This is a genomic window from Vibrio sp. 11-4(1), from assembly GCF_013048625.1.
In the GTDB taxonomy this organism is placed as follows: domain Bacteria; phylum Pseudomonadota; class Gammaproteobacteria; order Enterobacterales; family Vibrionaceae; genus Vibrio; species Vibrio diabolicus.
In genome coordinates this window covers 427,418-448,856 of record NZ_VHSY01000001.1, presented here as the reverse complement: position 1 = coordinate 448,856, position 21,439 = coordinate 427,418, and the positions used below count along the sequence as shown (strand labels likewise).

Here is a 21,439-nt window from a genome sequence, read left to right as displayed (position 1 = left end):
AAGAGCGTAACATAGCTTGAGGTTTGATGAGGTAAGGTCAGCTTGCTGATGGTTGATAAAGCCTCATCGTATAAAAACAATGAGAATAAATATGAAACATTTAGTTGAAAGATTTCTTCGCTACGTCACGTTCGATACCCAATCAAATCCACATGTTACGCTTTGCCCAAGCTCGCCTGGTCAGCTTGTTTTTGCTGAGTTGCTTAAGAAAGAGATGATTGAACTTGGCTTAAGTGATGTGACATTAGATAAAAATGGCTACTTGATGGCTAGACTGCCAGCTAACGTTGATTATGAGGTGCCGCCTATAGGCTTTATTGCCCATATGGATACCGCGCCTGACGCCTCAGGAAAAAACGTAAAACCGCAATTTATTGAAGATTACCAAGGCGGCGATATTGCGCTAGGGTTGGGGGATGAAGTGCTATCTCCGGTGCAATATCCAGATTTACATCATCTACATGGCCACAATCTTATCACTACCGATGGCACTACATTACTTGGCGCGGATAACAAAGCTGGTATTGCTGAGATTCTCTCTGCAGTCGCGCTGTTACTAGAAAATCCAGACATTCCACACGGCGACATTTGTATCGGCTTTACACCAGATGAAGAGATTGGCCGGGGCGCAGATTTATTTGATGTTGAAAAGTTTGGCGCGAAATGGGCATACACTATTGATGGTGGCCCGCAAGGTGAACTGGAATACGAAAACTTTAATGCGGCAAACGCCGATGTGATTTTTCATGGTGTTAGCGTTCATCCAGGTACCGCAAAAGGCAAAATGGTCAATGCGATGAACTTGGCTGCGAAATTTCAAGTTCAAATGCCCCAAGATCAAACTCCGGAAACAACCGAAGGCTACGAAGGGTTCTTCCATTTAAAATCGGCAGAAATGGGCGTGGCGCGAAGCGAGCTTGGTTACATTATCCGAGACTTTGATCGTCAGGGGCTTGAAGAGCGTAAAGCCTTTATGCAGAAACTCGTTGATGATATGAACGCGGGCTTACGCCATGGTTCTGTAGAACTGAAAATAACAGACAGCTATTACAATATGAGAGAAATGGTTGAGCCTTACCCGCATATCATTGAGCTAGCAAAGCAAGCGATGGAAGCGTGTGATGTGGAGCCAATTATAAAACCTATTCGTGGTGGTACAGATGGCGCTCGTTTATCTTTTATGGGGTTGCCGTGCCCGAATATCTTCACTGGTGGTTTTAACTTCCATGGGATTCATGAGTTTATTTCGGTTGAAATGATGGAGAAGTCAGTGCTTGTCATCGTCAAAATTGCTGAACTCACCGCTAAAAAACACGGTTAACAGACCAGGTCGAGCGGTTCTTGTCGATTGAATGGGGAAAAATAGCCCAGAGTCATCTGGGCTATTTTTAAATTCAAAAACGAAACATTAACGTACGTCTTTGTCTTCAATTTCAATGTCTTCTAGTGGTAGCCAGTCGACTTTCACACCCGCTTGATCGAACATGTCTTGGCTGACTTGGATTTTATCTCCCCAGCGAGATAAAAAGTCTTCAGACTGCTCAGGGCAGTGCACGTGTGAGATCCCTGTTTGAATGATCTTTGCCGCGCAGTTAGGACATGGAAAATGAGTCACCCAAATATCACATCCGTCTAAATCACGTTTTGAGAACAAAATTGCGTTCTCTTCCGCGTGTAGTGTTTTAAGGTATTTCAACTCGCGTTCATCGGTATCGACACTGTCAGAAACACCGTGCGGGTAGCCATTAAATCCAACAGATACAATGCGATTCTGTTTAGTGATAACTGCACCGACTTGTGTTGATGGGTCCTTACTCCATGACGCCACTAGTTCTGCCATCTGGTAAAAGCGTTTTGCCCATTTAGAAATCATAGTCATCCTCTCTGTCGAAGGCGTTGAATTAATTGAATGATAACCCATTTATATTAAAAAAATAGTCAAAATCGGGGTCTTGAGTATGAAGGCGTCATTTTTTGTCTTTTTAACCATAAAACGTTCTTATCTTGAGCACCGAATCTCACTTTCCGTCTTTATACGATATCTCACTTAGTGTTTCCTGGCGCCTCTAAATGCACGATGCCTGAGAGTGTATATCAAATAGTTATGATTGAGCTGCTTGTGTATTGTTCGTTAAATATCACTGTTAACTAAATTACTTTATTTTCTTTTTGTTTCTCATGTTTACATTTAGAAACATTTTGGGGGCTTTTGAGTGAAGTTTTCAGTGGCAGCAAGGAGTAAGGTTGATGGGAATTCAACAATATCCTGTTCTATAAAGACGGTAAATACATGCAAAAGAAACCACTTGTCGCACTAATGGCGGCTACAGCAATCCTCGCTGGATGCGGGGAAGCTAATAATGCCCAAAGGGAAGGCCAGGCGCCTCTCGTAGTGACTCAGGATGTCACGGTTATCGACTACCAACCGAGCAAGTCTTATATCGGTCGCATTGAAGCAGTAGAAGATACCAATATTACCGCGCAGATTTCTGGCTATTTAAAAGCTCGTCACTTTGAAGAGGGGCAAATGGTAGAAAAAGGGCAGCTTCTTTATTCTATCGAGCCATCTTCTTTTGAAGCACAAGTCGCGAGCGCTAAAGCGGCACTTGCACAAGCAAAAGCCGCGCTAAAAAAAGCGGAACTAGACCACACCCGAGGTAAAAACTTGTTGCCTCGCGGTAGTATCTCCCAATCTGAGTTTGACGCCTTAACTGCGGCACTTCTTGGTGCGAAAGCCGAGCTAGAAGCAGCAAACGCTCAGCTTAAGCTTGCTGAAGTTAACCTTTCTTATACTCAAATCCGAGCTCCGTTCAGCGGTCGTATTAGCGATACCAAAGTGAGTACCGGTGATCTTGTTTCCCCTTCATCTGGCGTGCTGACGACATTGGTGAGCTTAGACCCAGTGCATACTTCATTTAGTGTGAGTGAGCGCGAGCGGTTAGCCATGGGTATGGATCAAGTCAAAGGCGACGGCTCAGCAGAATCAAACAGAGTTGAAGTTCAGCTTGAGCTGGAAAATGGTCAGTTTTTTGAGCATCTCGGTAAGCTCGATTTCTTAGGTAATCGTATTGATACCAAAACTGGTACGATTGCAATGCGTGCGCTAGTGCCAAACCCAGAGCAGAAGTTACTTCCGGGTCAGCACATCAAAGTGAACTTGAGAGATAAGAACACGAAAGACGTTATTGTTATCCCACGACGTGCCGTACAGACTGACTTAGAAGGTGACTTTGTGATGGTGATGGCTGAGGGAAGTGTGGCAGAGCGTCGTAACGTCGAGCTTGGACCTCAGGTTGAACAAGGCATTATCATTCGAGAAGGCCTCGATCAGGAAGATACGGTTATTACACAGGGCCTACAGCGTGTGCGTAATGGTGTAGAAGTGCGCATTCAAACACCTGCTGAAGATAAGCAGTAGGGGGCACTATGTTAAGTCGTTTCTTTATTCAGAGACCCAAATTCGCGCTGGTTATTTCGATCATATTAACGCTAGCAGGCGCGATCTCACTGGCGATTTTGCCAGTGGCGGAGTACCCACAGATAAGTCCGCCATCAGTCAGCGTTTCGGCATACTACACCGGTGCGAGTGCGGAAGTTGTCGAGCAGGCCATTGCGGACCCCATAGAGACGTCGGTCAATGGCGTTGAGGACATGATCTACATGTCTTCAAAGAGCGCGAACGATGGCTCATACAGCCTAAATGTCACGTTCGATGTCGGGACCGATCCAGACATGGCGCAAGTAAACGTGCAAAACCGTGTGTCACAGATCGAGTCAAAACTGCCTCAAGAAGTGCGCATGGTTGGTGTGACGGTGAAAAAACGCTCACCTGACTTGCTGATGGTCCTTAACTTCTATTCGCCTGATGGCAAATACGACGATCAGTTCTTGATTAACTACATTAACTTGAATGTAAAAGATCAGCTCGCTCGTGCGAAAGGCATTAGTGAAGTTAACGTGATTGGTGGTGGCGAATACGCAATGCGTGTTTGGTTAGATCCGGAAAAAATGGCCAACCTTAAGCTAACCACGTCAGACGTATACGCCGCTTTGGCTGAACAGAACGTTCAAGTTGCGGCAGGGCGTGTTGGTGCAGCACCATACAACAATCCGCAAGAAGTTCAGTTTAACCTTGTGACCAAAGGTCGCTTGGAAAGCGTGAGCGAGTTTGAGAACGTTGTCCTTCGAGCTAATCCAAATGGTTCCACGGTTTATCTGAAAGATGTCGCTCGTGTCGAACTAGGTAAAAAGTTCTACGATGGTAACGGTAAATTCCGTGGTCAGGACGCGTCAATTGTTGCATTGTCTCTTCAATCGGATGCGAACGCGTTAGAAAGTGGTCAGGCCGTCATGGAGCTGCTTGAGGACTTGAGTAAAAACTTCCCTGAGGGCATGGCGTATGAGACCAGCTACGATACAACCGTGTTCGTATCTGAATCGATCAAAGGGGTAGTGAAAACGCTGATTGAAGCGATTCTATTGGTGATTGCTGTAACTTACTTGTTCTTGGGTAGTGCGCGCGCAACGTTGATTCCTGTTGTTGCGATCCCCGTTTCTCTGATTGGTACGTTTGCCATCATGCAGGCGACGGGCTTCACCATCAATACGGTCACTTTGTTTGGTTTGATCCTCGCGATTGGTATCGTGGTGGACGATGCGATTCTGGTTATCGAAAACGTCGATACCACCATGGCGAAAGACCCAACCATTTCACCGCGTAAAGCGACATTGCTAGCGATGAAAGAAGTAACGGGCCCAATCATCACGTCGACCTTGGTTTTACTTGCGGTATTCATACCAGTCGCGATGCTGCCGGGTATCACTGGTATCATGTATCGCCAGTTCGCTTTGACCATCTGTATTTCGGTTGTGATCTCATCCATTAACGCATTGACGCTGTCTCCAGCACTTTGTTCTTTGGTATTGAAGCAGGGTGGGGGCAACACGGCTAACTGGTTCCAGGCTTTCAACCGAGGCTTAGAGCGTATCACAACGCGTTATGGTCAGGTCGCTGGTTTCTTGGTGAAGAAATCTTTGCTGCTCGTGACGTTCTTTATAGTCGCTATCGCGGCGGTCACTTTCTTTGCGAAAACCACCTCAACAGCGTTTGTTCCTCAAGAAGATAAAGGCATTTTGCTGGTTAACGTTCAGCTACCAGATTCAGCTTCTTTATCTCGTACTGAAGAAGTCACCAATGATTTAATGAACATGATTGGTGAAGAGCCTGGTGTGGATGGCGTGACGGTTGCGAACGGTTACTCGTTTATGACAGGCGCAGCAGCATCAAACGGTGCATCTGTGTTTATCAAACTGCATGACTGGGATACTCGTAACTCGTTGCAAGGGGAACACTCTGCCAATGCCATCGCGGCGCGTATTAATGGCCGAGCGGCGACAGAGTTGCCTCAAGCGGTTGTGTTTGCGATGGGACCTCCGGCGGTTCCTGGTATGGGCGCTGCGTCTGGTTTTGAGTTTGTGCTTGAAGATACGCTAGGGCGAAGCCGTACCGATTTGTCGATGGTCATGGGAGAAATGATCCAAGCGGCCAACCAAGCCCCTGAAATTGCCTACACGTTTAGTACGTTCCGCGCGAATGTCCCGCACTACTACGTTGATATCGACCGTGAGAAAGCACAGCAGTTGGGTATTTCACTGTCGTCTATTTTCCAAACCTTGCAAGGCAACTTAGGTTCGCTTTATGTGAATGACTTCACCATGTTTGGTAAGAACTTCCGCGTAACCATGCAAGCTGATAGCCAGCACCGTAGCAGCATGGAAGATCTAGAGCGTTTCCATGTTCGTTCTTCGAACGGTGATATGGTTCCGCTAAGTACGCTAGTGAGCTACGAGCAAGTGTTTGAGCCTGATGTGGCATGGCGTTACAACATGTACCGCAGTGCTATCATTCAAGGCCAACCAGCTCCGGGCTACTCTAGTGGTGATGCGATTGCCGCAATGGAACGCGTTGCAGCAGAGGTTCTTCCGCAGGGCTACACGTACGAATGGACAGGTATGGCTTATCAGGAAGTACTTGCGGGTAACCAAGCCATTTATGCTTTTGCACTGGCTTTGATCTTCATTTACTTGTTCATGGTGGCACAATATGAGAGCTGGAGTATTCCATTAGCCATCATTTTGGTGGTGCCAGTAGCAACGTTAGGCTCCTTCTTGGCGTTGAATCTGACTGGGACACCGCTTAACTTGTATGCGCAAATTGGCCTTGTCTTGCTCATAGCCTTGGCGGCGAAAAACGCAATTTTGATTGTGGAGTTCGCCAAGCAAGAACGTGAAGAAAAAGATGCTGATATCGATAGTGCAGCGGTTAAAGGAGGCACGTTACGTTTCCGCGCAGTGAATATGACATCTTGGTCGTTTATCCTGGGTATCTTCCCGCTGATCTTCGCCGCAGGTGCAGGGCACGTGAGCCAAAACTCGCTCGGCGTGTCGCTGATTGGTGGTCTATTGTGTGTGCTTCTAGCAGGTACATTCTTGATCCCAGGCTTCTACGCTCTGGTGCAAAGACAGCGTGAGAAAGTTCATGGCGGCAACACCAAGCTGGTTCCTCTTGATGATGAGTAATCACACCCGCTGTGCACAGTAGAGCACGAAGTTAAAGTCGAAAAAAAGCCCGAAGCAATGATTGCCTCGGGCTTTTTATTTGTAGGGAAGGTTATTTTAGCGCGGTTTTAAATTGTGCAACGGCTTCGTCCATATCATGAGCTTGAGCGGAGACAGAGTTCACTTCGTGCAAGCATTCCTGAGCGGATTGCATGTTGTTTTCAGATATCGCGTTAAGCTCGGTGATTGAGCCACTAACTTGGTTCATCACGATACCTTGCTCTTCAATCGCAGAAGCAATGCGCTCCGAATTGCCTTGAATTGCATGCATGTCAGTGATGATCTGCTGCAGGCTAGAATCCAGTTTTTCAGAGGCATTAAGCGTTTGTTGTCCTTGATCGTTACATTGATCAATATCAGCAACAACTGTAGACATTTGAGTTTGAATATCTGCAACGACCCGCGTGATTTCCTCGGTAGATTGATGAGTTCGGCTAGCTAGGGCACGTACTTCATCGGCAACAACGGCGAAGCCACGACCTTGTTCGCCCGCTCGCGCGGCTTCAATTGCTGCATTGAGAGCCAGTAAGTTAGTTTGTTCCGCAATTTCTTGGATGATGTTCACCGCACCACCAATTTTATCTACATGTTGGTTCAACGAGCCAATCGACTGCTGACTGTTCGATAAAATACTGGTCAATTGACCAATGTTGGCTACAGTAGTTTCAACAACACTGCGGCCTTGTTCGGCATTATTCGCGGCTTGATGCACACCCTCTACCGCAACCGACGTGCTTTCCGATATTTCACCTATCGTTGCCACCATTTGCTGAACCGCAGTAGCCATCGATGCAGTGTGGTCCGTTTGAGTATGGAACTGCTCCATAACCCCTTCTAGCTCACGATGCATATTATCGGTACTGGCTGTTAACTGCGCCGATTTTTCTTGGGTGCCACTAATTAACTGCTCAAGCTTATCCAACAGATCATTGAGGTGGTGGCTGATATCAAATAGCTCATCTTTGCCTTTCAAGTCAGAGCGCAGTCCCATGTTGTTTGTTTCGCTAATGCTTCGAATGGTGCCAAGCAAGCTGTTTACTCGTGTATTGATTGAGCGAGAGATCTGCCAAATCAATGCGAAAATAACACCTAAGATCAGGGCAGTAATGACTTGCTTGATGGTCGACATTTGTTCATCACGCTTTGCAGCAGCAGAGCTAAGGGCTGTCGAAAAGGTTTCAAATTGCTCTTCTACGGCATGAGATAATGCGCGAGTTTCACCAAGTAGGCCTTGGTCGTAAGCGACTCCTACAACTTGTTTTTGTGCCGCTACTAGCTTACCTGTTTTGATGAGCTCCGGAGCATATAGCCCAACAAGCAAATCACTATTGAATTGACCTGATTTGATTGCAGAGTCAAAACGAACCAAAGCCAGCAATTGCTGGTGGTCGGAGCGTTGCTTGGCTTCTAACAGTGCTTGCTCGTAACCAAAAAGAAGGCCACTCTTTGCATCAAGTCCGTAGCGTTGGTAAGCACTGACCAGATTCTGAAAGCCCTTTTGGTATGCCAGAAGGTCTTGTTTGAATCGTTGACTGGAAGGTAATTCATTGCTCGTGAGTATGCTCGCAAGCTCTTTTTCGGTATTTAGAAACTTATCAACATTCGCATCAAATTTGTTTAAGTATTTGTCATTACTACGCAGTAAGAAATCTTTCTCGTTTCTGCGTAAGTTGAGTAAACGTATTTCTAGATCGCCAACGAGTTTGATGGCGTGGTTAAGTTCATTGCTCTTATTGGCGAAATGGGATGACGTACCCAAAAGGGCCACGATGCCTAAAATGGCGATAACTCCGAGGAAGTAGAGTTTTTGCCTAATAGTCATATTGTTGTTTCCTGAATAAGTAACTAAAAAGAGAAATCCAATGAGATTTCCCAAGGGCTAGCAAACGTTGTTCAACTAACATGTCGAGAAAACGACATGCATTAATACAGCACTTTCTTACGTTGCTGCTTTTTCGCTCCATGCTTGTTCTTGGTATCAAGTCTTCGGCGTTGAGAAGCACGGGTTGGTTTCGTTTTAATACGCTTCTTCTCCTGTAAGGCGGCAGCTTTAATTAAAGCTTGAAGCCGATTCAGGGCGTCTTCCTTATTTTGTTCTTGCGTGCGAAATTGTTGCGCTTTGATGATGATCACGCCATCTTTAGTTATACGACTGTCAGAAAGAGCAAGTAATCGTTCTTTGTAGAAGTCAGGTAAGCTGGAATGTCGGATATCAAAGCGTAAATGTATAGCGGACGCTACCTTGTTAACGTTCTGGCCACCATTTCCTTGAGCTCTAATTGGGGATAATTGAATTTCCCACTCTTGAATTGTGACGGAGTTCGAAATTTTGAGCATGATAAGTAAATGCCGGTAAGGACGATTGAAAGAGCTGATAAATTAACATCACAGATGTACAAATAGAAGAAAAGACATGAGCACGATTGATTTTAGGCCCTATGAGGGATTCATATTTGATATGGATGGTACTTTAATAGATACCATGCCAGCCCATTTGGCTGCTTGGCAAGCAACCGCAGATCGCTTTGATTTTCCGTTTTGTCAGGAGTGGTTTCACAGTTTAGGAGGCATGCCAAGCTTTAAAATTGTTGAGGAGCTAAACCGTGTGCATGAGCTTTCATTAGATCCTAAAACCGTCGCTACATTTAAAATGGAAACGTTCGCTGCTATGGAGCTGCACGGGGACGTTATTCCGTGCACTAATATCGTGTTAGAAGAATATTTAGGCCACAAGAAAATAGCGGTCGGAACTGGCAGTCAACGAGAAAGTGCAATGCGCTTACTGAGCCACTCCGGTTTATTGGACAAGTTGGATGTTGTGGTAACAGCAAGTGATGTAGAGAATCATAAGCCTTTTCCGGATACCTTTTTGGTGGCGGCCGAGCATCTCGGGTTGGAAGCGTCACAATGTCTTGTATTCGAGGATACCGAGCTAGGTAAACGAGCGGCGCATGCAGCGGGTATGGATTGCGTTATGGTGCAAGATAACGAGTTAATCTTTTTTCCAAAACCATAGTAAAAAGAGCGATAAAGCGAGATCAAAATGGGGTGCAAACGCACCCCATTAACTTTTACAACATCATAGATAAAGTATCATAAATGTTTATTCAGGTTGAACTAGCTCTTGGTATTCAAACGAAGGAACCACAACCTCTACGCGACGGTTTTTCTCACGACCTTCACGAGTGCTGTTGTCAGCAACTGGGTTTTCTTCACCCATGCCTTTCACAGTTAAACGATCTGAGTCAATGCCTGCAGCAGTTAGGTAATCCGCAACAGATTGAGCACGACGCTCAGACAGTTTTTGGTTGTAAGTCGCAGGACCAGAGCTATCCGTGTAGCCAGTGATTTCTACTTGAGCTTGAGGGTATTCGTTCAAGAATGATACGAAGTTGTCTAGACGCTCCGAAACAGACTCTGTTAGCTTAGCACTGTCGAATTCAAACGTACCTGTACCGTACTCTTCTTTGTGCACTTTGCTCATCATCACTGGTTCTGGATCTGGCTCAACCACTTCTTCTGTTACAACTGCCGCAACCACCGGCGCAGCCGCAAATTTGTAGTTAAAGCCGATACCGAAGAAGTTAGCGTCCATGTCGTCCCATACGTCATCAGAAAGATCTTGATAGCGTTGATATTCTGCGCGTACGCTCCAGTTTCTGTCGATAGTGTATTCAGCACCTAGCGAGCCAGTTGGAACGAAATCTTTTTCGTCATCAGACATCATGTAAGCACCACCGATCTTAGCGAATAAATTCCAAGATTCGTTCAAGTGCCAGTTGAATTTAGGTGCGAGAGTTAAAGCCGTTAAATTGCCGTCGATCGTATTGACTGTATTAGCCCCTGACTTAAAGTTAGCTTTGTAATCGCCTAAGAAGTCGACACCATACTCTAGCCCGATGATATCGGTGAAGTCATAACCGATATGTAGTCCAGCACCAAAAGCTTCATCATCACAAGGGCTATTTAGATAGCAAGCATCGTCAAGTGTAGTCATGCCTACTTTGCCCCCGATATACATTTCAGCTTGAGCAGAGTTTAAAAGCGCGCTACTACCAGCTACCACTGCTGCTACTGCAATTGCTACTTTGTTCATAATGTTTCCTTGTATTGATTGCATATTAACTTCTACTTCGTTTTATCAAAAAATTAGAAAAAACCAGCGTTTATAAGAAATTAGTTTAATATTCTAATCATTTCATATCAAGCAACAATATCTTTGAACTTGATCAACATTTACTAACCAATAACACCTCACAAACTTCTGATATTTCTTACATTGTAGTAAAGATTTTTAGGGTCATAAGAAAATTGATGATTATTTTGAACTTTTTTCGTAAACTTTATTTTACATTGTGCGCGGTGGTTAACAGGTGGTTTTTATTTGCATTTATTTTCAAAAACTGATTGCAAGTCTACGCCTAAGCCGATAAGTTACTTAAACGCTAGACAGAAAATGACCAGAGCCCTTGATGCTGCTCGCTTTGTGAACAATGTTGCAATGAGTTCAGTTGGCAAAAAATTGGGTCGGAAATAAAAACCAGGAAGTAGAAGTAATGTTTCAAACTGATGATGTAAGAATAAATAGAGTAAAAGAGTTATTGCCACCTGTAGCAGTATTAGAGAAGTTCCCAGCGACTGAAACCGCTTCTTCGACCACTTTCGATTGCCGTAATGCCATTCACAATATTCTTGAAGGAAAAGATGACCGATTGCTTGTAATTGTTGGCCCGTGTTCCATTCACGATCCTGCTGCTGCGGTTGAATATGGTAAAAAGCTAAAAGTATTACGTGATGAACTTGGTGAACAACTAGAAGTTGTGATGCGAGTTTATTTTGAGAAACCGCGTACAACGGTAGGATGGAAAGGTCTGATCAACGACCCTTACCTAAATGATACCTACAAGCTGAATGATGGTCTGCGTATTGGACGTAAGCTTCTTCTTGATCTTACCGATATGGGCTTGCCGACCGCGAGTGAGTTCTTAGATATGATCACGCCCCAGTACGTGGCGGATCTGATCAGTTGGGGTGCTATCGGTGCTCGTACGACAGAATCTCAGGTTCACCGTGAGCTTGCTTCTGGTCTTTCTTGTCCTGTTGGGTTTAAAAATGGTACAGACGGGAACATTAAGATCGCGAGCGATGCGATTCGTTCTGCAAGTGCTTCTCACCACTTCTTATCAGTAACAAAATACGGACATTCTGCGATCGTAGAAACCGCTGGCAATCCTGATTGCCATATCATTCTCCGTGGCGGTAAAGAGCCAAACTACAGTGCAGCGCATGTGGCTAAAATTAAAGATGAGTTAGATGGCGCAGGGCTACCGAAAAAAGTGATGATTGATTTTAGCCACGCTAACAGCTCGAAGCAGTTCAAACGTCAAATGTTGGTGTCTGATGACGTATCAGAGCAAATAGCTGGTGGCGAAGAAGCAATTTTTGGTGTGATGATTGAGTCTCATTTAGTTGAAGGTCGCCAAGACTTAGTGGATGGTAAAGCGGCCACTTATGGTCAGTCGATTACCGATGCATGTATCGGTTGGGAAGATACGGAAACCGTACTTCGTCAGCTTTCAGATGCAGTAAAAGCGCGCCGTAACAAATAAGCTCAACAGAAAGAACTTTTTTAAAGAGCCAGAGGCATTGTGCTTCTGGCTCTTTTTTATTGAGAATTACTCGCATCTCTTTCTATTGTTTCTGCTTTCCTATATGTTATCTGTATGCGCTGTAACCAAAAGGAATTTGGAATTGAATCGTAATGTATGGCTATTATCCCTTTGCCAAGCCCTATTAATGACAGGGAATATTTTACTCATATCTGTTATTGCCCTTATTGGCAAAACACTTGCGCCGTCATCAAGTTTTATTACGTTGCCCGTTGCGCTGCAATTTTTAGGACTGATGGCTGCGACGATCCCAGCATCACTAATTATGGGCAAGTTGGGACGTCGACTTGGGTTTAGTCTCGGTAATGTTATTGGCATTTTGGGTGCCAGCCTAGCGACGTATGCGTTAAGTCAACAGAACTTCTATCTGTTCTGTGTTTCTACCTTTTTGCTTGGTGTTGGTATTGGCTTCGGTACGCTATACAGATTTGCTGCTATTGAAGTGTGTGAAGAGTCGGCAAGACACAGGGCGATTTCGATATCTATGGCGGGAGGGGTACTAGCGGCGATACTTGGCCCTAATTTGGCGGTGTATTCACAGCAATGGTCAGATGATGGTTTGTACATTAGTGCTTTTGCCGTGCTTATTGGACTTTATATAACTGCGTTGATCGTGCTGCAAACGATTCGTTTTCCACCAGCACACACGCAAGTTCTACATACTAAAGCGGATAAAGTGGGGCATATTATCCGTCGACCTAATTTCATGCTAGCGGTTATCGCCGCAATGGTTGCGTATGCGGTGATGAACATTTTAATGACAGCAACGCCTCTGGCGATGATTGGTTGTGGCTTTGATTTTGACAAAGCGGCAGGAGTGATCGAATGGCATGTGCTGGGCATGTTTGCACCAGCGTTTGTCACGGGACGGTTGATAGAGCGGTTTGGCGCGAAGAATATGATTTTAGCCGGTGGATTGCTATTTGTTGCTTGTATTGGAATTAACATACACGGAGTGTCCATTTGGCACTTTAGTCTTGCTTTAGTTCTGTTAGGCGTTGGTTGGAACTTTATGTTTATCGCGGCAACTGGGTTATTTAGTCAAAGCTATGAAGCGAAAAACAGGAGCAAGGCTCAGGCATTTAATGAATTCTTCGTGTTCAGTTGTGTCACTATCACTGCATTACTATCTGGCTGGCTCGAATCCACCGTAGGTTGGCAAAACCTTAATTTGTACGTTCTTCCTTTTGTGCTACTCGTCATCGTGATGTTTGCTTTGAAAACGAACAAAGAAACGGAATCCCAAACTGCTTGATTAGATCTTCTATACATGGCCCGGCATAACGTGTCGGGTTTTGTTTATTAGCTCAACTCCACAACTTCTTCTTTATATTTTTATTGATAATGTGAATTCCCACACTAAAAATGTCGATTTGATAAGACTTTTTATCTAACTTTTTGTAATAAAAATAAAAATCCTGTATATATCTTGCCGAAAATCAATAAAAACTACAGAAGTTTCGTCTATGTCAGCCAATATTTCTCATAAAGCTCAAGAAACTCTCGTGAGGGAGTCTGAGGAACTCGTCTCAACAACGAACCTACAAGGTGTTATTACGTATTGTAACGAAGCCTTTTGCCGTGTTGCTGAGTACACTCACGAAGAACTCGTCGGTCAGAACCACAATATCGTTCGCCACAATGACATGCCTAAAGCCGCTTTCGGCGATATGTGGACACGTCTTAAGCAAGGCAAAGCCTGGCGCGGCATGGTTAAGAATGCCACTAAGTCGGGCGGTTACTATTGGGTTGATGCCTATGTCACCCCTATTTATGAAAATAACCACGTTGTTGGTTATCAATCTGTGCGCGTGAAGCCAAAGCGAGAGTGGGTTGATATAGCCACGAAAGCCTACAAGAGTATGCGCGCCGCCGAGAAGTCAGGTCGTACTTGGTCGTTGAAACTCAATGAAACCATTCGCTATGCGATTCTACTTGGCGCATTGACCGCACCTGCAGCCGCATATGCATTGTCTATTGAAGGTCCATTGGCTTGGCTTGCAAGTGCACTACCTGCGAGTGTTCTAGCGTTGTTATTCCGCCAAGAATTAATTGATACGCCTCAACAACTGAAAAAGTTACAAAAGCAATACGACAGCGTGAGTCGCTTGATCTATTCCGGTAATACGGCATTTTCGATTGCCGATTTCCATATCAAAATGCTGTCCGCAAGAATTCGAACCGTGTTAGGAAGAATGACAGACTCCGCATTGCCTTTGCAGCATTGTGCTGAAGAGTTGAGCCAAACCACAGCAGAAGTTTCGGCTGCATTAAATCAGCAAAACACCGATATTCATCGCGTACGTGATGCGACTCAAGAGGTCGAGTCTTCGGCGAATTCAGTCTCTTCTAGCACCAATGATGCCCATATGCTAATTGATGATACATTGAAGTCATGCTTGATGGCGAAGGAGACCATCGATCAAACGCACACCAATCTAGCGCAATTAAGCCTTCAAGCTGAAAAAGCGACGGAAACGACGTATCAACTGAGTGATCAGGCGCAGAAAGTGAATCATTTGATGGAAGAGATTGGTGGGATCGCAGAACAAACCAACTTACTGGCACTTAACGCGGCAATTGAAGCGGCGAGGGCGGGTGAGCAAGGTCGTGGTTTTGCTGTTGTTGCCGATGAGGTGCGCGCTCTCTCTGGTCGCACATCCAATGCAACTGAACAAATCCAAGCGTCTATCTCTGCTATGTTGGCGACGATACAAAGTTGGCAAAAAGACATTCTGGCAAACAAAGAGCAAACGGATACATGTTCTCAGGTTGCCGAACAAAGCGCGCTTCGTTTGTCTGAGGTTGAACAGATGATGCAAAGCATGAGTGGGTTGATGGTCGATGTGGCGGAAGCGGCGAATAACCAGCTGAAGCTATCCAGCGATGTAAATCAGCATATTCACTCTATTGCTTCTACGGCAGAGCAAAACTTGGCAGCAACGCACTCCGTAGAGCAAAACAGCCGTCAGTTGAAAGAGCAAGTACAAGATTTCTATCAGCTCGCGCTTCGATTTGAAGACAAATAGCCGTAACGAAAGTCGTTGTGTTCACTTTCTGGCTGTGTTTACACAAATAGGGGCCAGATAAAAGAAAGCCCCGCCATTGCTGGCGGGGCTTTTCAGTTTTCACATTCGCAATAGAGAAAACTGATTATCTTTTTACTGCAATTACGCTAGTAGTTCTTTTGCTGTATTTACTACGTTTTCAGTAGTGAAACCGAACATTTTGAACAGTTCACCAGCAGGTGCAGATTCACCGAATGAAGTCATACCGATGATGCGACCGTCGAAGCCTACGTACTTGTACCAGAAGTCAGCAATACCTGCTTCGATAGCGATACGAGCTGTTACGTCTGATGGTAGAACGGCTTCACGGTAAGCGGCGTCTTGTTTGTCGAATGCATCTGTTGATGGCATTGAAACAACGCGTACTTTCTTACCTTCAGCAGTTAGCTGTGCTGCTGCTTCTACTGCTAGCTCAACTTCTGAACCTGTTGCGATAAGGATTAGCTCTGGCTTGCCTTCGCAATCTTTCAGGATGTAACCACCTTTCGCGATGTCCGCAACTTGCTCAGCATCACGCTCTTGTTGCGCTAGGTTTTGACGAGAGAAGATAAGCGCAGTTGGTGCATCTTTACGTTCAATCGCTAGTTTCCAAGCCACTGCTGATTCAACTTGGTCACATGGACGCCATGTGCTCATGTTTGGCGTTAGACGTAGCGATGCCATTTGCTCAACCGGTTGGTGAGTTGGGCCATCTTCGCCAAGACCGATAGAATCGTGCGTGTATACTTGGATGTTCTGAATCTTCATCAGAGCCGCCATACGCATAGCGTTACGAGCGTATTCCATGAACATTAGGAATGTCGCGCCGTAAGGAACGAAACCACCGTGTAGCGCAATACCGTTCATGATCGCCGTCATACCGAATTCACGTACACCGTAGTGGATGTAGTTACCAGAGAAGTCACTTGCTTCTAGAGACTTAGAACCAGACCACATGGTTAGGTTAGAAGGCGCTAGATCAGCAGAACCGCCCATGAACTCAGGTAGTAGAGCACCAAATGCTTCTAGAGCATTTTGAGACGCTTTACGTGACGCAATGTTTGCTGGGTTTGCTTGAAGATCAGCAATGATTTGGCTTGCTTTCTCTTCCCACTGTGCAGGAAGCTCACCGTTTACGCGGCGTTTAAATTCAGCTGCCAGCTCAGGGTACGCTGCTTCATAAGCTGCAAATTTCTCGTTCCACGCTGCTTCCTTAGCTGCGCCTGTTTCTTTCGCTGACCATTCTGCGTAGACTTCTTGCGGAATTTCAAAAGGACCGTGCTCCCAACCTAGTTCTTTGCGTGTTGCTGCGATTTCTTCTGCACCTAGTGGTGCACCGTGACAATCGTGTGAACCAGACTTGTTTGGTGAACCAAAACCGATGATTGTCTTAGTACAGATAAGTGTAGGGCGAGGATCCGCTTTCGCCGCTTCGATTGCTGCGTTGATCGCTTCAGAATCGTGACCGTCTACTGCTGGGATTACGTGCCAGCCGTAAGCTTCAAAACGCTTAGGCGTGTCGTCAGAGAACCAACCTTCAACGTGACCATCGATAGAGATGCCGTTGTCATCCCAGAATGCGATCAGTTTGCCTAGACCTAGTGTACCAGCTAGAGAACATGCCTCGTGCGAGATACCTTCCATCAGACAGCCGTCGCCCATGAACACGTAAGTGAAGTGGTCAACGATGTCGTGGCCTTCTTTGTTGAACTGTGCTGCTAGCGCTTTCTCAGCTAGAGCCATACCAACCGCGTTAGTGATGCCTTGACCTAGAGGACCCGTTGTTGTCTCGATACCAGGCGCGTAGCCGTACTCTGGGTGACCAGGAGTCTTAGAGTGAAGCTGACGGAAGTTTTTCAGATCATCGATAGATAGCTCGTAACCGCTCAAGTGCAGTAGAGAGTAAATTAGCATTGAGCCGTGGCCGTTAGACAGTACGAAACGGTCGCGGTCTGCCCACTCAGGGTTTGATGGGTTGTGGTTTAGGTGAGAGCGCCAAAGAACTTCAGCGATATCAGCCATGCCCATAGGTGCACCTGGGTGACCAGAGTTAGCTTGTTGAACACCATCCATGCTTAGTGCACGGATTGCATTTGCTAGGTATTTACGATCCATAGTGATTACTTCTCGATAAGGGTTTAAATAGAGGGAACTCGTCGAAACAAGTTCAAATAGAAAATCTTGAATAAGCGCTGATGGTAAAAGCGAGTAGACGGGCTACTCGCTTTTGGTAAGCAATTAAAGCTTAGCTTCGATCATCGCTTCTAGTTTACCTTGGTCAACGGCGAAGTTGCGGATGCCTTCAGCCAGTTTCTCAACCGCCATTGGGTCTTGATTGTGTTCCCATAGGAACTCAGAGTGAGTCATTGGTGCAGGACGCTCAGCTGCGCCTTTAGAATCAACTAGCTTCTCAACCACTTCACCTTCTGCAGCTTCTAATTCTGCAAGTAGAGCAGGAGCGATAGTTAGACGGTCACAGCCAGCCAGTTCTAGGATCTCACCGATGTTACGGAAGCTTGCGCCCATTACGACAGTTTTGTAGCCGTACTCTTTGTAGTAGTTGTAGATCTTAGTTACAGACAGTACGCCTGGATCTTCTGAAGCTTCGAAGTCACGGCCTTCTTTCGCTTTGTACCAGTCCATAATACGGCCAACGAATGGAGAGATTAGGAATACGCCAGCTTCTGCACAAGCACGCGCTTGAGCGAATGAGAATAGAAGCGTTAGGTTACAGTTGATGCCTTCTTTCTCTAGGATTTCTGCTGCGCGGATACCTTCCCAAGTAGACGCTAGTTTGATAAGGATGCGGTCGTTAGTGATGCCTGCATCGTTGTACATTTTTACTAGTTGACGTGCTTTCGCTACGCTGCCTTCCATATCGTAAGATAAGCGCGCGTCAACTTCTGTAGAGATACGACCTGGAATAGTTTTTAGGATTTCTTTACCGATGTTTACTGCAAGCATGTCACAAGTGTCTTGAACTTGTTGAGCTTTATCGTTGCTCTGTGCTTTAGCATATTCGATTGAAGCATCGATTAGAGGTGCGTACTCTGCGATTTGAGCGGCTTTCAGGATAAGAGAAGGGTTAGTTGTTGCGTCTTCTGGTTGATACTTTTTGATTGCATCAATTTCGCCAGTGTCTGCTACTACAGTCGTTAGTTTACGAAGTTGCTCTAACTTGTTGCTCATAATCGATCATCCTATTTAAATGGGCTTAAGCGTGATTTTTGTTATCACAGCTTGTGCATTTGCAAGCGAGTTAGCTAATCGTCTCATCGCATTTAATGAGACATCTGCTCAGCCAACTACGGAAAATTTCGTTACCGAACAAATGCAATGAACATTTGATCGATAGCTGAGTAAATGATGTGTCCATATTTATCCTATCTATGCTGAAAGTCAATCGCTGAAATCGACTTATAGTGAACTTCATCAACGTTTTTTTACTGTGTGTTTAGTGGTTAACCCAAATAAACGTTTGCCCTTATTGTTCAAAAGTTGAGCGTTGTACGTGAGGGTAAAAAATTGTAGTGAGAAAATGTTATTGCGATGAGCAAATGTAGCGTTTAAATTGATAAAGAACATATGCTAAGTCAATGAGCATATGCTCACTTATTGCATACAATATCGATCCTCTTAAAGGGCGAGAGAAACCATGAGCAGTTCTAATCAAGATATTTCCATTGAAAACACGGATTTGTTGACAGAGATTTCCGTCGCGTATTATCAAGACGGTGCGACTCAGGAAGAGATATCGAGAAAATTTGCCATATCACGCGCAAAGGTCGGGCGAATGCTCAAGCAGGCGCGTGATGAAGGCATCGTTGAAATCACCGTTAAATACCACCCGGTGTTTAGCGCCAAGATTGAGCAACGTTTGATCGAGCGATTCGGCGTTAAGCGTGCGCTTGTCGCTCTTGATCAGCCAAATGAAGAGGCACAGCGACTACAGGTGTCGGGATTGGTGTCCAATTATCTCACCAGCACGCTTAAAAACGGCATGGTGGTGACCGTTGGACAAGGGCGTAACGTGTCGTCCGTCGCTCACCATATTGGTGTTATTACGCCGCGTGACTGTAAATTTGTATGTGGTATCGGCGGTATTCACCCACGTGGTGGTATGTATAACGCCGACCACATTTGTCGTCAGTTAGCGAAAAAGTACGGTGGAACGTCCGAAACTCTCTATGCGCCGGCTTATGCAGAGAACAGAGAGCAGAAGTTGGCCTTCATGCAAAATGCAACCGTGAAACAAACACTCGATTTGGCACGTAAAGCTGATGTCGCTTTGGTCGGTATTGGTGACATGAGCGAAAACAGTTACATGGTGGACTTAGGTTGGTTTACGCCTGATGAAGTGGTTCAGTCGAGACTTCAACAAGGCGTGGTCGGGGACTTTGCAGGTTATGATTTCTTTGATATTCACGGTAATGTTGCCAACACCGTAATGAGTGACCGAGTGATTGGTCTTGGTATTGAAGAGTTTCGCCCAATATCGGAAGTCATCGCGATTGCAGCGGAGAACAGCAAGCCGCTCGCCTTACTTGGAGCATTAAGAACCGGAGCGATAGACGTGATCGCCACGAGCGTCAGCAACGCATTAACGGTACTCAACTTAGATGAGCAAATGCACGGCAACGCGGCATCTGAGAGTTAGCACAAATAATATGCAACTTATGTAATCAGGCTGCGAGGAGTTATAAATGACTCGCAGCCTGATTTCGTTTTCAAGTTAAAAATATTCTCTAGGAGTAGCTTTAAATTTGTACATCTACTCTGGAGAACACAATGAAAAAGACACTTCTTGCTGCACTGATTATGGGGCTAACTGGTGCGGCGCACGCCGAGCAAAAAGTCGTAGCGGGTTACTTTGCGGATTGGCAGTATGCAAATGCAGAAAACCCATACACGGTGAACGATATTCCCGCCGATAAGCTGACGCATGTGATTTACGCGTTTCTTAGTATGTGCGGTCCTCATGCCGGTGCTTCTGAAACGGTACAAAAACTGGTTGCCGAACAATGTGAAGGAAAAGATCCGTATACGGCGATCATTGTCGATACCGAAGCAGCATTAGAAAAGGACTTTGGCGATGTCTCCGTTAACGTGCCATACAAAGGCCACTTCGCTCAACTTACTGAAATGAAGAAACAACATCCTGATCTCAAAATTCTCCCTTCTTTTGGTGGTTGGACAATGTCCGAACCGTTCCATGCTATGGCAAAAAACAAACAAGCGATGGATCAATTCTCAAAAACAGCCGTTGAGTTGGTTGCCCAATATGATTTCTTTGATGGTATTGATCTGGATTGGGAATACCCAGGCGGTGGCGGTTTAACAACGTCGCCTTGGAACCCAGATACCAAGCTTTCTGATGAGCAAAAAGCATCTGAGCGTGAGGCCTTTACCTATTTAGTGAAAACCATGCGTGCAGAGTTAGATGAACTCACAAATCAAACCAAACGTGAATACGAGCTCTCTACTGCTGTAGGCGTTGGTCCAAAAGCAGCAGGTATCGATTGGAAAGCCGCGGAGCCGTACCTAACTAACATGTTTGCAATGACGTATGACTTCCTTGGTGGTTGGGGGCAGCAAACCGGGCATACTACCAACTTGCATGCGACTGAGCGAAGCTGGTGGGGCATGGGCGCAGACGTGTTCATCAACCAGATGATCGAGCTCGGTATTCCAAGTGAGAAACTGGTGATTGGCGCTGCGTTTTATGGGCGTGGCTGGCAAGGCACCAAAGACTTCTCGGGTGGCTTACCAACGCAAGATCTTGTATCCGAGCAAGGAGCGCAGTTTGGTACGGGTGAGAACGGCTATTTCATGTTTTGGGATTTGGTGAAGAACTATGGAGCGGAGCAGGGCTACGAGTACAAGTATGATGAGCAATCTCAAGCGCCTTACTTGTGGCATCCTGTAAAGAAAGTCTTTATCTCTTACGAAGATCAACGCTCGATCAAAGCCAAAGCAAATTGGGCTAAACAGGCGAACTTAGGTGGCATTTTTACCTGGGAATTATCAGGCGACCCGAAAGGCGAGTTGGTGGAGGTGATGTACCAAGAAATGAATAAATAAAACCTTCTAAGCAAAGCGATCGTA

At 45.5% G+C, this 21,439-nt stretch carries 15 protein-coding genes; 9 read left to right on the top strand and 6 right to left on the bottom strand.

All coding sequences use genetic code 11. The features are described from left to right. Positions 1-91 precede the first annotated feature (91 nt). On the top strand, positions 92-1,321 hold the full coding sequence (gene pepT / locus FKN16_RS01750; RefSeq protein ID WP_047008127.1) for a peptidase T: 1,230 nt from the start codon (positions 92-94) through the stop codon (positions 1,319-1,321). A gap of 87 nt (positions 1,322-1,408) precedes the next feature. Here the strand turns inward: pepT and FKN16_RS01745 are convergent, their stop codons facing one another. Beyond that, on the bottom strand, positions 1,409-1,873 hold the full coding sequence (locus FKN16_RS01745; protein ID WP_005373515.1) for a cytidine/deoxycytidylate deaminase family protein: 465 nt from the start codon (positions 1,871-1,873) through the stop codon (positions 1,409-1,411). Between the two features lie 417 nt (positions 1,874-2,290). Between FKN16_RS01745 and vmeY the strand changes: the two genes are divergently transcribed. Both vmeY and vmeZ read left to right on the top strand, forming a co-directional pair. Next, the gene (gene vmeY / locus FKN16_RS01740) at positions 2,291-3,418 is read left to right on the top strand and encodes a multidrug efflux RND transporter periplasmic adaptor subunit VmeY (protein ID WP_134645504.1); all 1,128 of its coding nucleotides are present in this window, start codon (positions 2,291-2,293) and stop codon (positions 3,416-3,418) included. Positions 3,419-3,426: 8 nt separating this feature from the next. After that, positions 3,427-6,579: a multidrug efflux RND transporter permease subunit VmeZ gene (gene vmeZ, locus FKN16_RS01735; protein ID WP_046875892.1), complete on the top strand. Its 3,153-nt coding sequence runs from the start codon at positions 3,427-3,429 to the stop codon at positions 6,577-6,579. Between the two features lie 91 nt (positions 6,580-6,670). Here vmeZ and FKN16_RS01730 read toward each other — a convergent pair whose 3' ends face one another. Then, a complete protein-coding gene (locus FKN16_RS01730; RefSeq protein ID WP_170901867.1) occupies positions 6,671-8,440 on the bottom strand; it encodes a methyl-accepting chemotaxis protein in 1,770 nt (589 codons plus the stop codon). A 101-nt stretch (positions 8,441-8,541) separates the two neighbouring features. Further along, a complete protein-coding gene (gene arfB, locus FKN16_RS01725) occupies positions 8,542-8,955 on the bottom strand; it encodes an alternative ribosome rescue aminoacyl-tRNA hydrolase ArfB (RefSeq protein ID WP_005396137.1) in 414 nt (137 codons plus the stop codon). Positions 8,956-9,031: 76 nt separating this feature from the next. Between arfB and FKN16_RS01720 the strand changes: the two genes are divergently transcribed. Further along, complete coding sequence (locus FKN16_RS01720; RefSeq protein ID WP_031780520.1) at positions 9,032-9,634, top strand: beta-phosphoglucomutase family hydrolase; 603 nt, start codon at positions 9,032-9,034, stop codon at positions 9,632-9,634. Positions 9,635-9,721: 87 nt separating this feature from the next. Here FKN16_RS01720 and FKN16_RS01715 read toward each other — a convergent pair whose 3' ends face one another. Next, positions 9,722-10,714, bottom strand: a complete 993-nt coding sequence (locus FKN16_RS01715) for an OmpA family protein (protein ID WP_006741142.1) — start codon at positions 10,712-10,714, stop codon at positions 9,722-9,724. A 460-nt stretch (positions 10,715-11,174) separates the two neighbouring features. Here FKN16_RS01715 and aroG point away from each other — a divergent pair, with 460 nt between their 5' ends. The 3 genes from aroG (at position 11,175) to FKN16_RS01700 (ending at position 15,316) form a co-directional block, all read left to right on the top strand. Next, complete coding sequence (gene aroG / locus FKN16_RS01710; RefSeq protein WP_047008130.1) at positions 11,175-12,227, top strand: 3-deoxy-7-phosphoheptulonate synthase AroG; 1,053 nt, start codon at positions 11,175-11,177, stop codon at positions 12,225-12,227. 142 nt (positions 12,228-12,369) lie between these two features. Next, positions 12,370-13,542, top strand: a complete 1,173-nt coding sequence (locus tag FKN16_RS01705) for an MFS transporter (protein ID WP_046875894.1) — start codon at positions 12,370-12,372, stop codon at positions 13,540-13,542. A 211-nt stretch (positions 13,543-13,753) separates the two neighbouring features. Beyond that, the gene (locus tag FKN16_RS01700; RefSeq protein WP_053807910.1) at positions 13,754-15,316 is read left to right on the top strand and encodes a PAS domain-containing methyl-accepting chemotaxis protein; all 1,563 of its coding nucleotides are present in this window, start codon (positions 13,754-13,756) and stop codon (positions 15,314-15,316) included. A gap of 141 nt (positions 15,317-15,457) precedes the next feature. Here FKN16_RS01700 and tkt read toward each other — a convergent pair whose 3' ends face one another. Together tkt and tal are read right to left on the bottom strand one after the other, a co-directional pair. Then, positions 15,458-17,449, bottom strand: a complete 1,992-nt coding sequence (tkt, locus tag FKN16_RS01695; RefSeq protein ID WP_047008133.1) for a transketolase — start codon at positions 17,447-17,449, stop codon at positions 15,458-15,460. A gap of 123 nt (positions 17,450-17,572) precedes the next feature. Then, positions 17,573-18,523: a transaldolase gene (tal, locus tag FKN16_RS01690; protein ID WP_005396118.1), complete on the bottom strand. Its 951-nt coding sequence runs from the start codon at positions 18,521-18,523 to the stop codon at positions 17,573-17,575. A 466-nt stretch (positions 18,524-18,989) separates the two neighbouring features. Here tal and FKN16_RS01685 point away from each other — a divergent pair, with 466 nt between their 5' ends. Both FKN16_RS01685 and FKN16_RS01680 read left to right on the top strand, forming a co-directional pair. Beyond that, positions 18,990-19,991: a sugar-binding transcriptional regulator gene (locus FKN16_RS01685; protein WP_005396112.1), complete on the top strand. Its 1,002-nt coding sequence runs from the start codon at positions 18,990-18,992 to the stop codon at positions 19,989-19,991. Between the two features lie 131 nt (positions 19,992-20,122). Further along, on the top strand, positions 20,123-21,415 hold the full coding sequence (locus tag FKN16_RS01680) for a glycoside hydrolase family 18 protein (protein WP_170901866.1): 1,293 nt from the start codon (positions 20,123-20,125) through the stop codon (positions 21,413-21,415). Positions 21,416-21,439: the final 24 nt, after the last annotated feature.

Excerpts from the sequence above, each read along its gene's own strand:
- pepT (WP_047008127.1), top strand. The coding sequence starts at position 92 with ATGAAACATTTAGTTGAAAGATTTCTTCGCTACGTCACGTTCGATACC.
- FKN16_RS01745 (WP_005373515.1), bottom strand. The coding sequence starts at position 1,873 with ATGATTTCTAAATGGGCAAAACGCTTTTACCAGATGGCAGAACTAGTG.
- vmeY (WP_134645504.1), top strand. The coding sequence starts at position 2,291 with ATGCAAAAGAAACCACTTGTCGCACTAATGGCGGCTACAGCAATCCTC.
- vmeZ (WP_046875892.1), top strand. The coding sequence starts at position 3,427 with ATGTTAAGTCGTTTCTTTATTCAGAGACCCAAATTCGCGCTGGTTATT.
- FKN16_RS01730 (WP_170901867.1), bottom strand. The coding sequence starts at position 8,440 with ATGACTATTAGGCAAAAACTCTACTTCCTCGGAGTTATCGCCATTTTA.
- arfB (WP_005396137.1), bottom strand. The coding sequence starts at position 8,955 with ATGCTCAAAATTTCGAACTCCGTCACAATTCAAGAGTGGGAAATTCAA.
- FKN16_RS01720 (WP_031780520.1), top strand. The coding sequence starts at position 9,032 with ATGAGCACGATTGATTTTAGGCCCTATGAGGGATTCATATTTGATATG.
- FKN16_RS01715 (WP_006741142.1), bottom strand. The coding sequence starts at position 10,714 with ATGAACAAAGTAGCAATTGCAGTAGCAGCAGTGGTAGCTGGTAGTAGC.
- aroG (WP_047008130.1), top strand. The coding sequence starts at position 11,175 with ATGTTTCAAACTGATGATGTAAGAATAAATAGAGTAAAAGAGTTATTG.
- FKN16_RS01700 (WP_053807910.1), top strand. The coding sequence starts at position 13,754 with ATGTCAGCCAATATTTCTCATAAAGCTCAAGAAACTCTCGTGAGGGAG.
- tkt (WP_047008133.1), bottom strand. The coding sequence starts at position 17,449 with ATGGATCGTAAATACCTAGCAAATGCAATCCGTGCACTAAGCATGGAT.
- tal (WP_005396118.1), bottom strand. The coding sequence starts at position 18,523 with ATGAGCAACAAGTTAGAGCAACTTCGTAAACTAACGACTGTAGTAGCA.
- FKN16_RS01685 (WP_005396112.1), top strand. The coding sequence starts at position 18,990 with ATGAGCAGTTCTAATCAAGATATTTCCATTGAAAACACGGATTTGTTG.
- FKN16_RS01680 (WP_170901866.1), top strand. The coding sequence starts at position 20,123 with ATGAAAAAGACACTTCTTGCTGCACTGATTATGGGGCTAACTGGTGCG.